This window comes from Mesorhizobium sp. CAU 1741 (assembly GCF_039839275.1).
Classification (GTDB): Bacteria; Pseudomonadota; Alphaproteobacteria; order Rhizobiales; family Rhizobiaceae; genus Aerobium.
This window is the reverse complement of sequence record NZ_JBDOQP010000001.1, coordinates 1185381-1200871: the sequence shown is the minus strand read 5'-3', so window position 1 is coordinate 1200871 and position 15491 is coordinate 1185381. Positions and strand designations below refer to the sequence as shown.

Below are 15491 nucleotides of genomic sequence, written 5' to 3'. Positions count from 1 at the left end.
TGGACTATCCGTGCAGGGGACGAAAAATGGCCGACATCGCGGAAACAATTCTTCAGGCTTATGACGACAGACGGCAGATCGCTCCGATCAGCCATCGCCACCCTTCCTTCGACCTCGAAGCAGCCTACGGCGTTTCGGATCGCATTATCACCGCGCGCATGGCGCGTGGCATGGTTCCGGTCGGCTGGAAGATCGGCTTTACCAACCGGACAATCTGGGAAGAATACGGCGTGCATGCGCCCATCTGGGCCCCGGTCTACGACCGTACCGTGCGATCCGCAGGGGAAGACGGCCAGCCCACCGATCTCGATGCTGAGGCGTTCGTCGAACCGCGCCTCGAGCCGGAGATCATGTTCCGCATTGCCAACGTGCCACGCTCCGACATGGACGACCGCACGCTGCTGGGCTGCTTGGACGGCATCGCGCATGGCTTCGAGATCGTCCAGTCGGTCTACGCGGACTGGCGGTTTTCGCCGGCGGATACGGTGGCTGCCGCCGCGATGCATGGAGCCCTCATTGTCGGCCCGGTCACTCCGATCGATCACGCTGCAGCCGACCAGTTGATCGCAGACCTGTCCCGCTTCCAGATCGTGCTGATGTGCGATGGCGCCGAGATGGACAGAGGCGATGCTGCGAACGTGCTCGGCAGTCCCCTGTCGGCTCTTCGCCATCTCCTGGCCGGGCTTGAAGCGCGCCCCATGGTGCGCGGCATCAACGCCGGCGACATCATCAGCACCGGCACGGTCACCCGCGCCTTGCCGATTTCGCCTGGCCAGACATGGTCGACGCGCGTGGAAGGCCTGGCCCTGCCCGGCATGCGCATGCGCGTTACCGGCGGGGAACAGACCATTGCGCGTCTGGTGGAGCGGGCGGCGCAGGGGCGGTTCCACCTCGAGAACCCCGACAGTTGCGAGAGCCCGGAGGCCTTCGAGCACGCGGTCGCGGACGGATCCGAGGCCGAATCGGCGCTGTCGAAGCTGCTCTATCGTAATCCCGCCGACCTGGCTGAGGCGCGGCAGACGATCGACAGCAGGACGAGTGCACTCTCCCAATCCTGGAAGAACAGCCTCGCCCCTTGAACCGGACGGCCTTCGGTGCGAAATGAAGGCCTTGAACGAAAGCAAGGTCAGCGGCTCTCATGGTCACCTATCTTGATGCGGACACTGCGCCGCTGCGCAACACCGGACAGATCAGGCTCTACGGACCCGAAGCGTTCGAGGGTATGCGCAAGGCATGCCAGTTGACGGCGCGCTGCCTCGACGCACTGGCTGGCATCGTCGAACCGGGCGTGCCGACAGAGACGATCGACCGTTTCGTGTTCGAATTCGGCATGGACCACGGCGCTCTGCCGGCGACGCTGAATTATCGCGGCTACACCAAATCGTCCTGTACATCGATCAACCACGTGGTCTGCCACGGGATTCCCGACGCCAAGCCCCTGCGCGAAGGCGACATCGTCAACATCGATGTCACCTATATCCTGGATGGCTGGCATGGCGATTCGAGTCGCATGTATCCTGTGGGGCAGATCAAGCGTGCGGCTGAGCGGCTGATGGAAGTCACCCACGAATGCCTCGTGCGCGGCATCGCCGCCGTCAGGCCTGGTGCACGCACGGGCGCGATCGGCGCGGCCATCCAGTCCTTCGCGGAAGCCGAGCGTTGCTCCGTGGTCCGCGACTTCTGCGGCCACGGCGTCGGCAGGCTGTTTCACGACGCGCCGAACATCCTTCACTACGGCAGCGTCAATGAGGGCGTGGAAATGCGCGAAGGCATGATCTTCACGATCGAGCCGATGATCAATCTCGGACGCCCGCATGTGAAAGTCCTGTCGGATGGCTGGACCGCTGTAACGCGCGACCGCTCCCTGTCGGCCCAATACGAGCACACGGTTGGCGTCACTTCGGACGGCTGCGAAGTCTTCACCCGCTCGCCGGGCGGCCTGGACACGCCTGGTCTTGCCGTATGAAATGCATCGCCTATCCTTGCGCGGTTAATGGCAGCGAGGGCGAGCAATGCACGGCGACGACAGCGACGAACGCGGGTTCTTCTCCGAACGTCACCTAGCGCCTCCCACTGCTGAAAAGAAAGGCAAGGCGAAACCGCATTTTCACGGCCATCGAGACCGACTGCGCGCACGGTTTCGCGAGGGCGGCGCGGCGGCGCTGGCCGACTACGAACTGCTGGAACTGCTGCTTTTCCGCTCCATTCCGCGCGCCGACACCAAGTCATTGGCCAAGGCTCTGCTGAACCGGTTCGGTTCCTTCGCGGAAGTGCTCGGCGCACCCGAACATCTCCTGCGCGAGGTCAATGGGATCGGAGACGCAGTTGCCATCGACATCAAGGTCGTCGCCGCCGCCGCCGCGCGCATGGCCAAGGGAGAGATCGCCCGGCGCCCTGTGCTCGGCTCATGGCAACAGGTCATCGACTACTGCCGCGCGGCGATGGCGTTCGAGCCCCGCGAGCAGTTTCGTATCCTGTTCCTCGACAAGAAGAACGTGCTGATTGCCGACGAAGTGCAGCAGTCCGGCACGGTCGACCACACGCCGGTCTATCCACGCGAAGTCGTGCGCCGTGGTCTTGAACTCTCGGCTACGGCGATCATTCTGGTGCACAACCATCCCTCGGGGGACCCCAGCCCGTCGCGCGCTGACATCGACATGACGAAAACGATCATCGAAACGGCGCGGCCGCTGGGCATAACCGTTCACGACCACATCATCGTCGGGCGAAATGGCCATTCGAGCCTGAAGGGCATGCGGTTGATCTAGCGCGCTGCCGGCCCCCTTGAGGCGCCGTGGAACGGGAATGTTCATCGGGAGCGGGTAAAGGGGGCCGGTCGGCAATCTGACAGCGGTACGAGGAGGCCACTATGCGCCAGCGCCAACCGGCCAACCCCACGGACCCAGGAGATGCGGCGGACCTGAGCATCATGGGGTATCCGAAAACGGCGTTCACCGAAGTGCCCGCCGCGTTACCCAAGGTGACCTTCGCGCAGGACCGGAAAGAAATCAACAGTTTCTTAACTATCGACCCGGATTCTCACAGAATAGGGTAAATTTCTGTCATTTCGGGACAGCCAAGGCACCGGGTACACTTGAATCGGCAAGTTTCAGGCAGCCGCGGCGACAACCCGGTTGCGGCCGCCATTCTTGGCTTCGTAGAGAGCAATGTCGGCCCGCTTCATCAGCGTCTCCACCGTATCGACACCGGGTCCAATGCCGGCAACGCCGACGCTAACCGTGACCTCGATGGCCTCGCCGGCGGTGCCGGTTGGAAACGGCGTCTGCGCGATCTGCATGCGGATCCGCTCGGCGACCTTCTCGGCGATCGCGGGCTCGGTATCCGGCATGACGACGACGAACTCTTCACCGCCCATGCGGCAGGCCAGATCGATGCCGCGCACGTTCTTGCGCAATCGGCTGGCAAACTCGCGCAGCACCTCGTCGCCGACGTCGTGTCCCCAACCGTCGTTGATCGCCTTGAACCGGTCAATGTCGGTGATCATCAGCGACAGCGGCCTGTTGCGGCTTCTGGCCCGCTCAAACAGCGTGGCGAGATGGCTATCGAGATAGCGCCGGTTGTGCAGGCCGGTCAGGCCATCCGTCACCGCCATTTCGATGGTCTGTGCAAGGCTGGCGCGCAAATGGTCATTGTAGCGCTTTCGCCTGATCTGCGTCGCCAGGCGCGCCACGAGCTCATGCTGGTCGACGGGGCGCACGAGATAGTCGTTGACGCCGAGTTCGAGCCCGCGCACGAGCCTTTCTTCCTCGCCTTCACCCGCGATCAGCATGATCGGCACGAAGCGCGTGCGATCCAGCGTACGCAGTTGCGAGCAAAGGCGCAGCGGATCGTAGTCCTTGAGCCCGGTCGAGAGGATGACACAGTCAAACCCGCCTTCCGCAGCCTGGAAGAACGCTGCCTGTGGATCGGGGTTGAGCGTCAGTTCGCAACGGCCACGCACCATCTTCGCAAATCGTTCCGCCGAGGTCGGGCGATCGTCCACCAACAACACCTGCGGGACAGCCTCCGGCATCGAGCCGCGACGGCTCAAAAGCTCTTCGATCCCGATGTTGCGGGTCGTCGAGGCACGCAGGCGAAGCTCATCGGTCAGCATCTTGAGCCGCACAAGGCTCTTGACGCGCGTCATCAATTGCAGGTCGTTGACGGGCTTGGTCAGGAAATCGTCCGCACCGGCCTCCAGGCCGCGCACGCGATCGCTGATCTGGTCGAGTGCGGTGACCATAACCACGGGAATGTGCTGCGTGGCCGGATCGGCCTTGAGGCGGCTGCACACTTCGAAGCCGTCCATCTCCGGCATCATGACGTCGAGCAGCACGACGTCGATCTTGCCGTTTTCACAGGCCTCCAGCGCATCGGCGCCGGAATTCGCGGTGATCACCTCGAAATACTCGGCAAGCAGCCGGGCTTCCAGAAGCTTCACATTGGCAGGTACGTCGTCGACGACAAGAATGCGCGCAGTCATGAGTCACCTGGATACAGGGTCGGCGCGCACATCACGCGTCGCCCAGATAGGACTTGATCGTCTCGATGAACTTGCCGACCGAGATTGGCTTGGAGATATAGGCCTCGCAGCCGCCCTGGCGAATGCGCTCCTCGTCGCCCTTCATGGCGAATGCCGTGACGGCGATCACGGGGATCGTGTGAAGCTCATCATCTTCCTTCAGCCATTTCGTGACTTCGAGCCCCGAGACCTCCGGCAATTGGATGTCCATCAGGATCAGGTCGGGCCGATGCGTGCGCGCAAGGTCGAGCGCTTCGAGGCCGTTGCGCGTGCGCACGGTTTCGTAGCCCGAAGCTTCGATCAGGTCGCGAAAGAGCTTCATGTTGAGCTCATTGTCCTCGACGATCATCACCTTCTTCGCCATCTCACCCCGTCCGGTTCCGCCCCTCGCGGGCTTCGCCTCCCGCATACCAGACCCACCTGTTCAGTGAGTCTTCCCTGCAGGGTAACGCAATTTGATTGACGAAAGGCAAACCCTCTCCGATTACTTGCTTCACACTGCCAGACTGGGCTACGTCACCCGTCATGCCTGCAAACCATCCAGACAAGCTGAGCCGCACCGAAGCCGAAGACCTCGGCATCACCGGACTGACCTACGTCGCATCCGATCCGGTGCTGATGCCACGTTTCCTTGCGATGAGCGGCATCGAGGCCAGCCGCATCCGAGAAGCCGCCGGCGAGCCCGGCTTTCTCGCCGGCGTGCTGCAGTTCATTCTCGCCCATGAGCCGACATTGACGGCCTTCTGCGAAGCCACCGACACCAGGCCTGCGCACGTCTCGGCCGCGTTGCGCGCCCTGCCCTTCGGCGAGGACAATTTCGAGGCGTCGACGTGAGCATCGATCCCGAAACGTTGCGCCAGATCGAGGAACTGTCGCATGACGACCGGCCCCTGCTGGTCCTTGATGTCGATGACGTCATCCTCGAATTCATCCGCCCCTTCCCGCGATACCTTGAGCAGCAGGGCTATCGGCTGACGCTCGGCGACTTCCGCCTTCACGGCAACGTGTTCCATCTCGAGAGCGGCGCGGCGGCCGAACGCGACCACGTGCGCGAACTTCTCGCGCAGTTCTTCGACAGCCAGTCCACCTGGCAGACGATCACGGATGGCGCGGCGGAAGCGATCGAGACGATCGCCCGCGACGCGGAGGTGGTTCTGCTGACCGCCATGCCGCATCGCCACCGCGATATTCGTAGAAAACATCTCGATGAATTGGGGCTGCGTTACCCCCTGCTGACCACTGAGATGGCAAAGGGCCCGGCCATCCGTCGACTGCGTGGAGAAACCGAGAGGCCGGTCGCCTTTGTCGACGACATGCCGCACAACCTGACATCCGCACGGGAATTCGTTCCCGACGCGCATCTGTTCCACCTCATGGCCGACAACACGCTACGCGCGCTCCTGCCCGCACCCTCGACCGGCGTGATCGTCGTCGACAACTGGCGTGAGGCGCAGCCACGCATCGCAGCAGCGCTTGGGCTGTGACCTTCCTGTCCCCCATCCTCAATCGAGAACCAGCCGCATAAGTGGCCGCCCGATCTTCCGGGTCGCGACCGTCTTGAAACCGGCCTTTTCGAACACTCGCGTGGACCCGACGAACAACCCGATCGATCGGGAATCCTTCGACTGGTCCATCGGGCACGCCTCAAGATATCTGGCGCCTGCCTCGCGCGCGGCAGCGACGCCGCCGGCAACCAGCACATGGGAAAGGCCCTTGCCTCGCGACCTGGCGCGGATGAAGAAGCACGATATCGCCCATATGCGCGGATCGCCGGCATCTTCCTGCAACAGCGGAGCAGAAACCCTCCCGGCGTTGTTCCATTCCGGTATGTCGGCGCGCGGGCCGAGCTGCATCCATCCGATAGCCTGACCGCCCGAGATGGCAAGCAGGCCGGGTGGCGGTCCTGTTTCTACGCGATTTCGAATCACGTCCTTGTTGCGCTCACGGTCGTTTTCGCGCCGCACCGCTGGCCGAAGCCGGAAATGCGTGCACCAACAGCCATAGCAAGCGCCCTGCTTGCCGAAGAGATCTTCGAACAGAGGCCATCGATCCGGCGTCAGCGGCAATACCTCGATTGAGTCGGCGGTATCGCCCAAATCATGCTCCATGCGGAACGTTCCATGCTTGTTGGCACACACTCGATGAATTAAGATTGCATTTGTTCCTGGTATGTTCACATCAATGGCAACCGCTGTCAACGCTCCCGATCATGGTTTCTGCCGCGACTGCCTGGCGCCGCAGAAGAGCGCACGCGCACGCTGCGATTCATGTGGCAGTCCGCGCGTGGTACGCCATATTGAGCTCTATTCGCTCCACATTGCGCACATCGACTGCGATGCGTTCTACGCCGCGGTAGAGAAGCGGGACCGTCCTGAACTGCGCGACCGTCCGGTGATCATCGGCGGTGGAAAACGGGGGGTGGTGTCGACCGCGTGCTATATCGCCCGCATCCGCGGTGTGCGCTCCGCAATGCCGATGTTCAAGGCGCTCGATGCCTGTCCCGATGCTGTGGTGATCAAGCCGGACATGGAAAAATATGCCAGCGTGGGACGCGAGGTTCGCGCAATGATGCAGTCATTGACGCCGCTGGTGGAACCGCTGTCGATCGATGAGGCATTTCTCGACCTGTCGGGTACGGAAAGGCTGCACGGAAAACCGCCGGCGCTGGTTCTCGCCGAATTCGAGCGACGGGTGGAAAAGGAGATCGGTATCACGGCCTCCGTCGGGCTCTCCTATTGCAAATTCCTGGCGAAGATCGCCTCCGACCTCGCCAAACCCCGCGGCTTCTCGGTCATCGGGCAGGCGGAAGCGGTCGGCTTCCTGGCCGACAAGCCGGTCTCGATGATCTGGGGCGTCGGAAAGGCATTCGCAACGACGCTCGAGGCGAACGGCATACGAACCATCGGCCAGTTGCAGACGATGGATCGAGGCGACCTGATGCGCAGCTACGGCACCATGGGCGACCGCCTCTACCGGCTCTCGCGAGGCGAGGACGACCGCCGCGTCCAGCCCGACCACGACGCCAAGAGCGTTTCGGCGGAGACGACCTTCGACGCCGACCTCGCGACGTATGAGGACCTCGTGCCAATCCTCCGTGCACTGGCGGAAAAGGTGTCGCGGCGGCTGAAGAAGGCGGGTATCGCCGGCCATACCGTGGTGCTGAAGCTAAAGAGCGCGGACTTCAGGATCCGGACCCGCAATCGCCGGCTTTCGGACGCCACGAGGCTTGCCGACCGCATCTTTGCGACAGGGATGGAACTGCTGCGCAAGGAGGCAGATGGCACCCGCTATCGGCTCATCGGTATCGGCGTATCCGATCTCAGCGACGACGAACGAGCCGATCCACCCGACCTCGTCGATATCCAGGCCCGGAAGCGGGCATTGGCCGAGGGCGCCATCGACCGGCTTCGCGACCGTTTTGGCGGCACTACCGTGGTTGAAACAGGCTACACGTTCGGCCGGCAGCGACCCAAAAGGCCGCAGAGCGACGGCCAGGGTTAGCCGCCGCGCGTCAGCCTGCCTCAGATCCCCATTGCCGGACGACGAGGCTGGACCATGTCGTTGGCAAGCGGTGGGAGAGAGCCGTCCGATGCCTGTTGAACCGGTGCGGCCATTGCCTGACCTTGAGCCTGCTGGCCACTGCCGATCTGGCGCGCCACCCATTCCGGCACTTCACGCTGGGGATACATCAGCGGCTCGTTCTGCAGGACCACCACTTCCGTATCGGTCGGCACGCGATTGTAGAGATCGATAATGTCCTGGTTGAAGAGCCGGATGCAGCCCGACGAAACCGCCAGCCCGATCGACCACGGCTCGGACGTGCCATGAATGCGATAAAGCGTGTCCTGGTTGCCCTGGAAGAGATAGAGCGCGCGCGGCCCGAGCGGGTTGTTCAAACCGGGCTCCATGCCGTTGGCATACTGGGCATAGCGATCCGGCTCGCGCTCGATCATGCTGGGCGTGGGCGTCCAGCGTGGCCATTCGGCCTTGCGCGCGACACGTGCCCTGCCCTCGAATTCGAGCCCGGCCTTGCCCACGCCGATGCCGTAGCGCATCGCCTTGCCGTTCTCCTGGACGAGATAGAGGAAGCGGTTGCGCGTATCCACGACAAGCGTGCCAGGGGGCTCGCTGCGGTGGTAGTCGACCTGCTGGCGGAAGAACCGGTCGTCGACCTTCCTGATGTCTGTCGCAGGCAGGGGAAACTGTTCGCCCGGCTTCGCCCCGTACATGGCGACATAGTAGGGGTCGGGCCCCGCCGGCACGGCCGACTGGAGTGCATCGCTGGTGCTGGTGCAGCCTGCGACGAAAACGGGCATGGAGAGAAGGAAAAGACGGCGCGAAAGACGTCCTGGCGCTGTCTCTGGATGATCGGCTTTGACACACATGAGTTGGAACCTGAGAATGCTTGTCGTTGTAACGCGAAAGCGAACGCGCGATCCGCGCTGCGGTTCCCATCACTGGGCGTCAATCATGGCCACGACGCGGGCTTGATGCGGCGGAAACATGACGACACCGCCTGTGTTGCGCCGTGGCAACAGCCTCAACTTCAGTCGAGTGCCTTCACTTCCTCATAGGCGCTCATCGCGGTTGGGATGCCCGCGCCCGAAAGGATCGCTGCCGGCTGGGTGGCAGCGGGACGCGCGGACGTGGTCTCCTGCGCCTTCATCACCTGGTAAGCGGAGGCGAGCGAACCGTAGCCTATTGTCGAGATGGTTCGAAAATGAGCGGGCGCAATGCCGGGCTCCTCAGCCGAAGCTGGTGCCGACGTCGTCCGTACCGACTGCATCGACAGGGAAGAACCCGCGGAACGCGATGGCGCGGCCGCGAGAGGAAAACCACCAACGATCATGTCAAACCTTCAATGCAGAAACGCCCTCAATCCGGCCGGTCTAGCAGCGAGCGATGGAGGTTACGTTGAGGCAAGCCCCCGCATTCGATTCAATTGCGTCGCATGCCGATCAGACCGTCAGAAACTTGCGAACGTCCGGTGAATCCAGATCCTCTGCGGGCCCGGAATGTACGATCTGGCCACGATCCATAATGTAGACCTCATCGGCGAGCTCGCGGCAGAAATCGAGATATTGCTCGACCAGCAGAATGCCGATTCCGGCCGAATCGCGCAGATAACGGATTGCGCGGCCGATATCCTTGATGATGGATGGCTGGATTCCCTCAGTCGGCTCGTCGAGCACCAGCAGCTTCGGCCGCATCGTCAGGGCGCGGCCGATCGCCAATTGCTGCTGCTGTCCGCCGGAAAGGTCTCCGCCCCGCCGCGACAACATTTCCTTGAGGACGGGAAATAGCTCAAAGACGTGGTCCGGCACGAAGCGCTCCGACCGCTTTAATGGCGCATAGCCGGTCTCCAGATTCTCGCGCACCGACAGCAGCGGGAAGATTTCCCGCCCCTGCGGCACGAATGCGATGCCCGACCGGGCGCGATCATACGCCGCGCTCCGGTCGAGCGCCTTCCCCTCGAAGGCTATCTCTCCTGTGGTCAATTTGTGATGGCCGACGATCGCACGCATCAGGCTCGTCTTGCCGACGCCGTTTCGGCCCAGCACGCAGGTGATCTTTGCCGGCGCTGCCGAGATCGACACGCCGCGCAATGCCTGCGCTGCTCCGTAGTGCAGCGTCGCGTCGGTGACATTCAGCATGGCCGCCGTCTCCTGCCCGGCACGCGCCACCGCGAAACAATGGTGAACCCGGGAAAGTCCAGACTGAACCGCCACATCATCTTCACCTCCCCAAATAGACTTCAACGACACGATCGTCGGCCGAGACGAAGTCGAGCGACCCCTCCGAAAGCACCGACCCTTCATGCAGGCACGTAACCTTGACGCCGAGTTCGCGGACGAAGTGCATGTCGTGTTCAACCACGACCACCGAATGCGTCTTGGCGATGTCCTTGAGCAGCCGTGCCGTTTCTTCGGTCTCCGCGTCGGTCATGCCGGCGACCGGTTCGTCGACGAGCAGCAACTTTGGATCCTGCGCAAGCAGCATGCCGATCTCGAGCCACTGCTTCTGGCCGTGCGACAGATTGGCTGCCAGGTCGTCGCGGCGTGCCTCAAGTCGGATCGTCGCGAGGATGTCGTCGATCCGCCGCATCTCCGCGCTGGAGCGGCGGTGAAACAGCGTCGGAAAGATGGATCTCGGCCCCTGCAGCGACAGCAAGAGGTTGTCCTCGACGGAATGGCTTTCAAACACTGTCGGCTTCTGGAACTTGCGTCCGATGCCCATCATGGCGATGTCGGCTTCGTCATGCTGCGTCAGGTCGATCGTACCGTCGAAAAACACCTCGCCTTCGTCGGGCCGCGTCTTGCCGGTGATGATGTCCATCATGGTCGTCTTGCCGGCGCCGTTCGGGCCGATGATGGCGCGCATCTCTCCCTTGTCGAGCACCAGGGACAGCTTGTTGATGGCCCTGAACCCGTCGAAAGAAACCGAAACGCCGTCGAGATAGAGGATCGTATTGCTCTTCGACATCATCTCACTCCGCCGGCTGCGGCGCCGCGCCGTCGTCGTGCGTGCCATTTTCGCTCGTCCTGGCACGCACTACCTTGCCGACTTCCCCGGATGACGGCGGTCCGGCTTCGTCCCGTGCGGCCTTGTGTTCGCGCCGCCGCGCGTTCCAGTCGGACAGCGTTCCCACAATGCCTTTCGGCAGGAACAGGGTAACGGCAACGAAGAGTGCGCCGAGCGCGAACAGCCAGAGATCGGGATAGGCGGCCGTGAACCAGCTCTTGGCATAGTTGACCAAAACGGCGCCGATGATCGGGCCGAACAGCGTGCCGCGCCCGCCGATTGCAGTCCAGATCACAACCTCGATCGAATTCGCGGGGTCGAATTCGCCCGGATTGATGATGCCGACCTGCGGCACGTAGAGGGCACCGGCAATGCCGGCGATGACAGCCGACACGACGAAGGCGAAGAGCTTCACATATTCGGGCCGGTAACCGATGAAACGGGTGCGGCTCTCCGCGTCGCGCACGGCCACCATCACCTTGCCGAGCTTCGAGGTGGTGATCGCGGCGCACACGAGAAACGAAAGCATCAGCGCGATCGCGGTCGCGGCGAAGAGCACCGCGCGCGTGCCGGCATCCTGGATCGAAAAGCCGAGTATGTCCTTGAAATCCGTCAGTCCGTTATTGCCGCCGAAACCCATGTCGTTGCGGAAGAAGGCGAGCATGAGGGCAAAGGTCATCGCTTGCGTGATGATCGAAAGGTAGACGCCCGTGACCCGCGACCGGAAAGCGAACCAGCCGAATATGAAGGCGAGCAGGCCGGGCACGACCATGACCATCAGGATCGCGAACCAGAACTGATCGAAGCCGTACCAGTACCAGGGCAGTTCCGACCAGTTCAGGAAAACCATGAAGTCCGGCAGCAGCGGATTTGCATAGACGCCCCGGTCGCCGATCTGGCGCATCAGGTACATGCCCATCGCATAGCCACCGAGCGCGAAGAACGCGCCATGGCCGAGCGACAGAATGCCGACATAACCCCACACGAGGTCCAGCGCGAGAGCAAGCATTGCGTAGGTGAGGTACTTGCCGAGCAGCGACACCATGTAGTTCGGCACGCGCAGCGGGTGGCCGACCGGCAGAAGCAGGTTCGATGCTGGAACGAGGATCGCTGCCGCCAGGATGATCGCGGCGACCAGCCAGATCTTCGGGCCCAGCGCGCTGAGGAGACGATTGCTGATCATGCGTCGACTGCCCGGCCCTTGAGCGCGAACAGACCGCGCGGGCGCTTCTGGATGAACAGGATGATGATGACGAGCACCAGGATTTTCGCCAGCACCGCGCCGGCATAGGGCTCGAGGAATTTGTTGACCACGCCCAGCGTCAGCGCACCGACAAGCGTGCCCCATAAATTGCCGACGCCCCCGAACACCACGACCATGAACGAGTCGATGATGTAGCCCTGTCCGAGATTGGGCGAAACGTTGTCGATCTGGCTGAGCGCGACGCCGGCGAGGCCCGCGATGCCGGAGCCCAGGCCGAAGGTCAGCGCATCCACCCATGGCGTGCGAATGCCCATCGATGATGCCATGCGGCGGTTCTGCGTCACTGCCCGCATCTGCAGGCCAAGCGCGGTACGCTTCATCACGATCAGCAGGATCGCGAACACCGCAAGCGCGAACAGCACAATCCAGAATCGGTTCCAGGTCATCGCAATGCCATAGAAGTCGAATGATCCCGACATCCACGAGGGGTTGCTGACCTCGCGATTGGACGCGCCGAACGTCGTGCGTACTGCCTGCTGGATGATCAGCGAGAGACCCCAGGTTGCCAGGAGTGTCTCCAGCGGCCGGCCGTAGAGCCAGCGAATGACACCGCGTTCGATCGCGATGCCGATCAGGCCCGTGACGACGAAGGCCGCAGGCAAGGCAATGGCCAGCGACCAATCGAAGAGGCCGGGCGCCGATGTGCGTATGAGATTCTGCACGACATAGGTCGTGTAGGCCCCGATCATCACCATTTCGCCATGCGCCATGTTGATGACGCCCATGACGCCGAAGGTGATCGCAAGGCCGATGGCTGCCAGCAGCAGCACGGAACCGAGAGAAATGCCGTACCAGACGTTCTGGCCGACATCGAGGAGCGCAAGCTTGCGCTCGATCGATGCGATGCCGGCTTCGATGGCGGGCCGGTCTTCTTCCGATGCATCAGCAAGCACGCTGTTGAGGATGCCGAGGGCATTGCGGTCCCCGCGTGCTGCAATCACGTCGATAGCCGCGGTCGTCTCCTCCACGGACGAATCGGCGCGAAGGATCGCGACCGCGCGCGCCTCCTCCATAACCCGGCGAACGCTGGCATCGTCCTCCTGGGCTAATGCTTCGTCGAGAAGCTCGATGTTGTCCGGATCGGCGGCCTGGAACATGGATTGCGCGGCGGAGAGGCGCACGGAAGCATTCGGACTCATCAGGGTAAGCTGGCCGATGGCGGTTCGCACCGCGCGGCGCAGGCTGTTGTTGACGCGGATGCGCTCTACGTCGCGTCTCCCGACTTCCCCAGCCTCGGCGCCGGTCAGCGCATCCGTTATCGACACATTGTCGCCTGCGGGCGCGATCAGCACGATCTGGCCCGTCTCCTCGACGACGTTCAGGTCGCCGGCGGCGAGAGCCTCCAAGACCGGCACGACGCGCGTATCACCCGTCGCCGCAAGTTGCGTTACGACTTCGCCGCGATCCGAATAGCTGCCGTCGGGAAGCTGGCGCATCAGCTCCTCGACGGACTGCGCCCGCGCCGACCCGAACATCACGAGCATCGCGACGAGGCAGACGGAGAAGCGCGCGAGGCACCGAAACAAGGTATCCAGGAGAATTGGCATTTCTCACCAGTCAGGATTGGTGGATGCGAAGGCGGCAGAGCCGCCTTCGCGAGATCGTGGGCGGTATCAGGAACCGCCGCAGGACTTGGTGTCGGTATTGTAGTTGCCGCAATTGACCGGATCGGTCCAATCGGCTTCGAGCACTGCCGACTCCGGCAGGAAATCGGACCAGGCATCGCCAGCGACGAGGTCCTCGGTCTCCCACACGACATCGAACTGTCCGTCGTCCTGGATTTCACCGATAAGCACCGGCTTGGTGACGTGGTGGTTCGGCAGCATCACGGCAGTCCCGCCCGTCAGGTTGGGCACTTCGACACCGACAATGGCGTCGATGACGGCGTCAGGCTCGGTGCTCTCTGCCTTCTCGACAGCGGCAACCCACATGTTGAAGCCGATATAGTGCGCCTCCATCGGGTCGTTGGTGACGCGCTCCTCGTCGCCGATGAACGCATGCCACGTCTCGATGAACGCGTCGTTCTCCTCGGTATCCACCGACATGAAGTAGTTCCACGCCGCCAGGTGACCGACGAGCGGAGTGGTATCAAGACCGGCCAGCTCTTCCTCACCGACGGAGAATGCCACGACCGGAATGTCCGCGGCATCGATGCCCTGGTTGCCGAGTTCGCGATAGAACGGCACGTTGGCGTCGCCATTGATGGTCGAGACCACCGCGGTCTTCTTTCCGGCCGAACCGAAATTCTTGATGTCCGACACGATCGTCTGCCAGTCGGAGTGACCGAACGGCGTGTAGTTGATCATGATGTCTTCGGCGGCGACGCCCTTGTCCTTGAGATAGGCCTCGAGGATCTTGTTCGTGGTCTGCGGATAGACGTAGTCGGTCCCAGCCAATACCCAACGCTCGACGCCTTCCTCGTTCATCAGATAGTCGACGGCGGGGATAGCCTGCTGGTTCGGCGACGCGCCGGTGTAGAACACGTTGCGCTGGCTTTCCTCGCCCTCATACTGGACGGGGTAGAACAGCAGCGAATTCAGTTCTTCGAAGACCGGCAGCACAGATTTGCGGCATACCGACGTCCAGCATCCGAAGACGGCATCGACGTCGTTGACTTCGATCAGCTCGCGAGCCTTTTCCGCGGCCAGCGGCCAGTCGGAAGCAATATCGACGACCACCGGCTCGAGCTGCTTGCCAAGCAGGCCGCCCTTCTTGTTCTGCTCTTCTACGAGCATCAGCATGACGTCTTTCAACGTCGTCTCGGAAATCGCCATCGTGCCCGACAGCGAATGCAGGATACCGACCTTGATCGTGTCGTCCTGTGCCGACGCTTGCGACGTCAGCAGCGTTGCTGCCAATGCGCCAGCCGCCAGGGCCTGCGTGATGTTAGCGAACTTACCCCTCATTTGTAACAACCTCCAACTGGCTCTTGTTTGCACCGCAACATACGGAGCAACTGTCGTGCCAGTTGGAGAGATTGGCCGGCTTAACGTCAAAGCATGAAGGAAATCAAAGTCGTAGAATATGTCGTGCCGGCCGGCGGATTGCCTCCGACACGCAAGTTAACAAATCGTTGCGGCATATTTGCGCAAGGAAAGTCGGATTTGCATAAAACGTGGGCAGGGCGACTTGAGTGCTCAAGAGGCATGCAGAAGCCGGCTTTCGGCGACCGACCGCGAGGGC

Annotated in this window: 17 protein-coding genes; 7 read left to right on the top strand and 10 right to left on the bottom strand. The window is 62.5% G+C overall.

Going from position 1 to position 15491, the window contains the following annotated elements; all coding sequences use genetic code 11:
• The first annotated feature begins 26 nt into the window (after nt 1-26).
• The 4 genes from AAFN84_RS05725 to AAFN84_RS05710 all read left to right on the top strand — a co-directional run bounded on the left by AAFN84_RS05725 (nt 27) and on the right by AAFN84_RS05710 (nt 3055).
• On the top strand, nt 27-1079 hold the full coding sequence (locus tag AAFN84_RS05725; protein WP_347513529.1) for a fumarylacetoacetate hydrolase family protein: 1053 nt from the start codon (nt 27-29) through the stop codon (nt 1077-1079).
• 59 nt (nt 1080-1138) lie between these two features.
• Nucleotides 1139-1966, top strand: coding sequence for a type I methionyl aminopeptidase (gene map, locus AAFN84_RS05720; RefSeq protein ID WP_347513528.1), 828 nt, complete (start codon nt 1139-1141; stop codon nt 1964-1966).
• Nucleotides 1967-2012: 46 nt separating this feature from the next.
• The gene (gene radC / locus AAFN84_RS05715) at nt 2013-2768 is read left to right on the top strand and encodes a DNA repair protein RadC (protein WP_347513527.1); all 756 of its coding nucleotides are present in this window, start codon (nt 2013-2015) and stop codon (nt 2766-2768) included.
• 101 nt (nt 2769-2869) lie between these two features.
• A complete protein-coding gene (locus AAFN84_RS05710) occupies nt 2870-3055 on the top strand; it encodes a hypothetical protein (RefSeq protein WP_347513526.1) in 186 nt (61 codons plus the stop codon).
• 54 nt (nt 3056-3109) lie between these two features.
• On the opposite strand, the gene AAFN84_RS05705 is transcribed toward AAFN84_RS05710, so the two are convergent.
• Both AAFN84_RS05705 and AAFN84_RS05700 read right to left on the bottom strand, forming a co-directional pair.
• Nucleotides 3110-4483, bottom strand: a complete 1374-nt coding sequence (locus AAFN84_RS05705) for a PleD family two-component system response regulator (protein ID WP_347513525.1) — start codon at nt 4481-4483, stop codon at nt 3110-3112.
• Nucleotides 4484-4514: 31 nt separating this feature from the next.
• Nucleotides 4515-4871: a response regulator gene (locus tag AAFN84_RS05700; protein WP_347513806.1), complete on the bottom strand. Its 357-nt coding sequence runs from the start codon at nt 4869-4871 to the stop codon at nt 4515-4517.
• Between the two features lie 176 nt (nt 4872-5047).
• Here AAFN84_RS05700 and AAFN84_RS05695 point away from each other — a divergent pair, with 176 nt between their 5' ends.
• Both AAFN84_RS05695 and AAFN84_RS05690 read left to right on the top strand, forming a co-directional pair.
• Nucleotides 5048-5356 carry a DUF3572 domain-containing protein gene (locus AAFN84_RS05695; RefSeq protein WP_347513524.1) on the top strand — a complete coding sequence of 103 codons (309 nt, stop codon included), beginning with the start codon at nt 5048-5050 and terminating at the stop codon, nt 5354-5356.
• On the top strand, nt 5353-6006 hold the full coding sequence (locus tag AAFN84_RS05690) for a hypothetical protein (protein WP_347513523.1): 654 nt from the start codon (nt 5353-5355) through the stop codon (nt 6004-6006). The genes AAFN84_RS05695 and AAFN84_RS05690 overlap by 4 nt, the downstream gene beginning before the upstream one ends.
• Nucleotides 6007-6024: 18 nt before the next feature.
• On the opposite strand, the gene AAFN84_RS05685 is transcribed toward AAFN84_RS05690, so the two are convergent.
• Nucleotides 6025-6630: a GNAT family N-acetyltransferase gene (locus AAFN84_RS05685; protein WP_347513522.1), complete on the bottom strand. Its 606-nt coding sequence runs from the start codon at nt 6628-6630 to the stop codon at nt 6025-6027.
• 61 nt (nt 6631-6691) lie between these two features.
• Here AAFN84_RS05685 and AAFN84_RS05680 point away from each other — a divergent pair, with 61 nt between their 5' ends.
• Nucleotides 6692-8023, top strand: coding sequence for a DNA polymerase IV (locus tag AAFN84_RS05680; RefSeq protein WP_347513521.1), 1332 nt, complete (start codon nt 6692-6694; stop codon nt 8021-8023).
• 20 nt (nt 8024-8043) lie between these two features.
• Here AAFN84_RS05680 and AAFN84_RS05675 read toward each other — a convergent pair whose 3' ends face one another.
• The 7 genes from AAFN84_RS05675 to urtA form a co-directional block, all read right to left on the bottom strand.
• Nucleotides 8044-8838: a L,D-transpeptidase gene (locus AAFN84_RS05675; RefSeq protein ID WP_347513520.1), complete on the bottom strand. Its 795-nt coding sequence runs from the start codon at nt 8836-8838 to the stop codon at nt 8044-8046.
• A 230-nt stretch (nt 8839-9068) separates the two neighbouring features.
• Entirely contained in the window at nt 9069-9371 is a 303-nt protein-coding gene (locus AAFN84_RS05670; RefSeq protein WP_347513519.1) for a hypothetical protein, read from the bottom strand.
• Between the two features lie 109 nt (nt 9372-9480).
• A complete protein-coding gene (urtE, locus tag AAFN84_RS05665) occupies nt 9481-10176 on the bottom strand; it encodes an urea ABC transporter ATP-binding subunit UrtE (protein ID WP_347513518.1) in 696 nt (231 codons plus the stop codon).
• A gap of 82 nt (nt 10177-10258) precedes the next feature.
• Nucleotides 10259-11005, bottom strand: coding sequence for an urea ABC transporter ATP-binding protein UrtD (gene urtD / locus AAFN84_RS05660; protein ID WP_347513517.1), 747 nt, complete (start codon nt 11003-11005; stop codon nt 10259-10261).
• Nucleotides 11006-11009: 4 nt separating this feature from the next.
• The gene (gene urtC / locus AAFN84_RS05655; protein WP_347513516.1) at nt 11010-12227 is read right to left on the bottom strand and encodes an urea ABC transporter permease subunit UrtC; all 1218 of its coding nucleotides are present in this window, start codon (nt 12225-12227) and stop codon (nt 11010-11012) included.
• Nucleotides 12224-13855, bottom strand: coding sequence for an urea ABC transporter permease subunit UrtB (urtB, locus tag AAFN84_RS05650; RefSeq protein ID WP_347513515.1), 1632 nt, complete (start codon nt 13853-13855; stop codon nt 12224-12226). The genes urtC and urtB overlap by 4 nt, the downstream gene beginning before the upstream one ends.
• 66 nt (nt 13856-13921) lie before the next feature.
• Nucleotides 13922-15214, bottom strand: a complete 1293-nt coding sequence (gene urtA / locus AAFN84_RS05645; protein ID WP_347513514.1) for an urea ABC transporter substrate-binding protein — start codon at nt 15212-15214, stop codon at nt 13922-13924.
• Nucleotides 15215-15491 lie beyond the last annotated feature (277 nt).

Excerpts from the sequence above, each read along its gene's own strand:
- urtC (WP_347513516.1), bottom strand. The coding sequence starts at position 12,227 with ATGATCAGCAATCGTCTCCTCAGCGCGCTGGGCCCGAAGATCTGGCTG.
- AAFN84_RS05700 (WP_347513806.1), bottom strand. The coding sequence starts at position 4,871 with ATGATCGTCGAGGACAATGAGCTCAACATGAAGCTCTTTCGCGACCTG.
- map (WP_347513528.1), top strand. The coding sequence starts at position 1,139 with ATGGTCACCTATCTTGATGCGGACACTGCGCCGCTGCGCAACACCGGA.
- AAFN84_RS05685 (WP_347513522.1), bottom strand. The coding sequence starts at position 6,630 with ATGGAGCATGATTTGGGCGATACCGCCGACTCAATCGAGGTATTGCCG.
- radC (WP_347513527.1), top strand. The coding sequence starts at position 2,013 with ATGCACGGCGACGACAGCGACGAACGCGGGTTCTTCTCCGAACGTCAC.
- AAFN84_RS05695 (WP_347513524.1), top strand. The coding sequence starts at position 5,048 with ATGCCTGCAAACCATCCAGACAAGCTGAGCCGCACCGAAGCCGAAGAC.
- AAFN84_RS05675 (WP_347513520.1), bottom strand. The coding sequence starts at position 8,838 with ATGCCCGTTTTCGTCGCAGGCTGCACCAGCACCAGCGATGCACTCCAG.
- urtA (WP_347513514.1), bottom strand. The coding sequence starts at position 15,214 with ATGAGGGGTAAGTTCGCTAACATCACGCAGGCCCTGGCGGCTGGCGCA.
- AAFN84_RS05710 (WP_347513526.1), top strand. The coding sequence starts at position 2,870 with ATGCGCCAGCGCCAACCGGCCAACCCCACGGACCCAGGAGATGCGGCG.
- urtB (WP_347513515.1), bottom strand. The coding sequence starts at position 13,855 with ATGCCAATTCTCCTGGATACCTTGTTTCGGTGCCTCGCGCGCTTCTCC.
- AAFN84_RS05670 (WP_347513519.1), bottom strand. The coding sequence starts at position 9,371 with ATGATCGTTGGTGGTTTTCCTCTCGCGGCCGCGCCATCGCGTTCCGCG.
- urtE (WP_347513518.1), bottom strand. The coding sequence starts at position 10,176 with ATGCTGAATGTCACCGACGCGACGCTGCACTACGGAGCAGCGCAGGCA.
- AAFN84_RS05705 (WP_347513525.1), bottom strand. The coding sequence starts at position 4,483 with ATGACTGCGCGCATTCTTGTCGTCGACGACGTACCTGCCAATGTGAAG.
- AAFN84_RS05725 (WP_347513529.1), top strand. The coding sequence starts at position 27 with ATGGCCGACATCGCGGAAACAATTCTTCAGGCTTATGACGACAGACGG.
- AAFN84_RS05680 (WP_347513521.1), top strand. The coding sequence starts at position 6,692 with ATGTTCACATCAATGGCAACCGCTGTCAACGCTCCCGATCATGGTTTC.
- urtD (WP_347513517.1), bottom strand. The coding sequence starts at position 11,005 with ATGTCGAAGAGCAATACGATCCTCTATCTCGACGGCGTTTCGGTTTCT.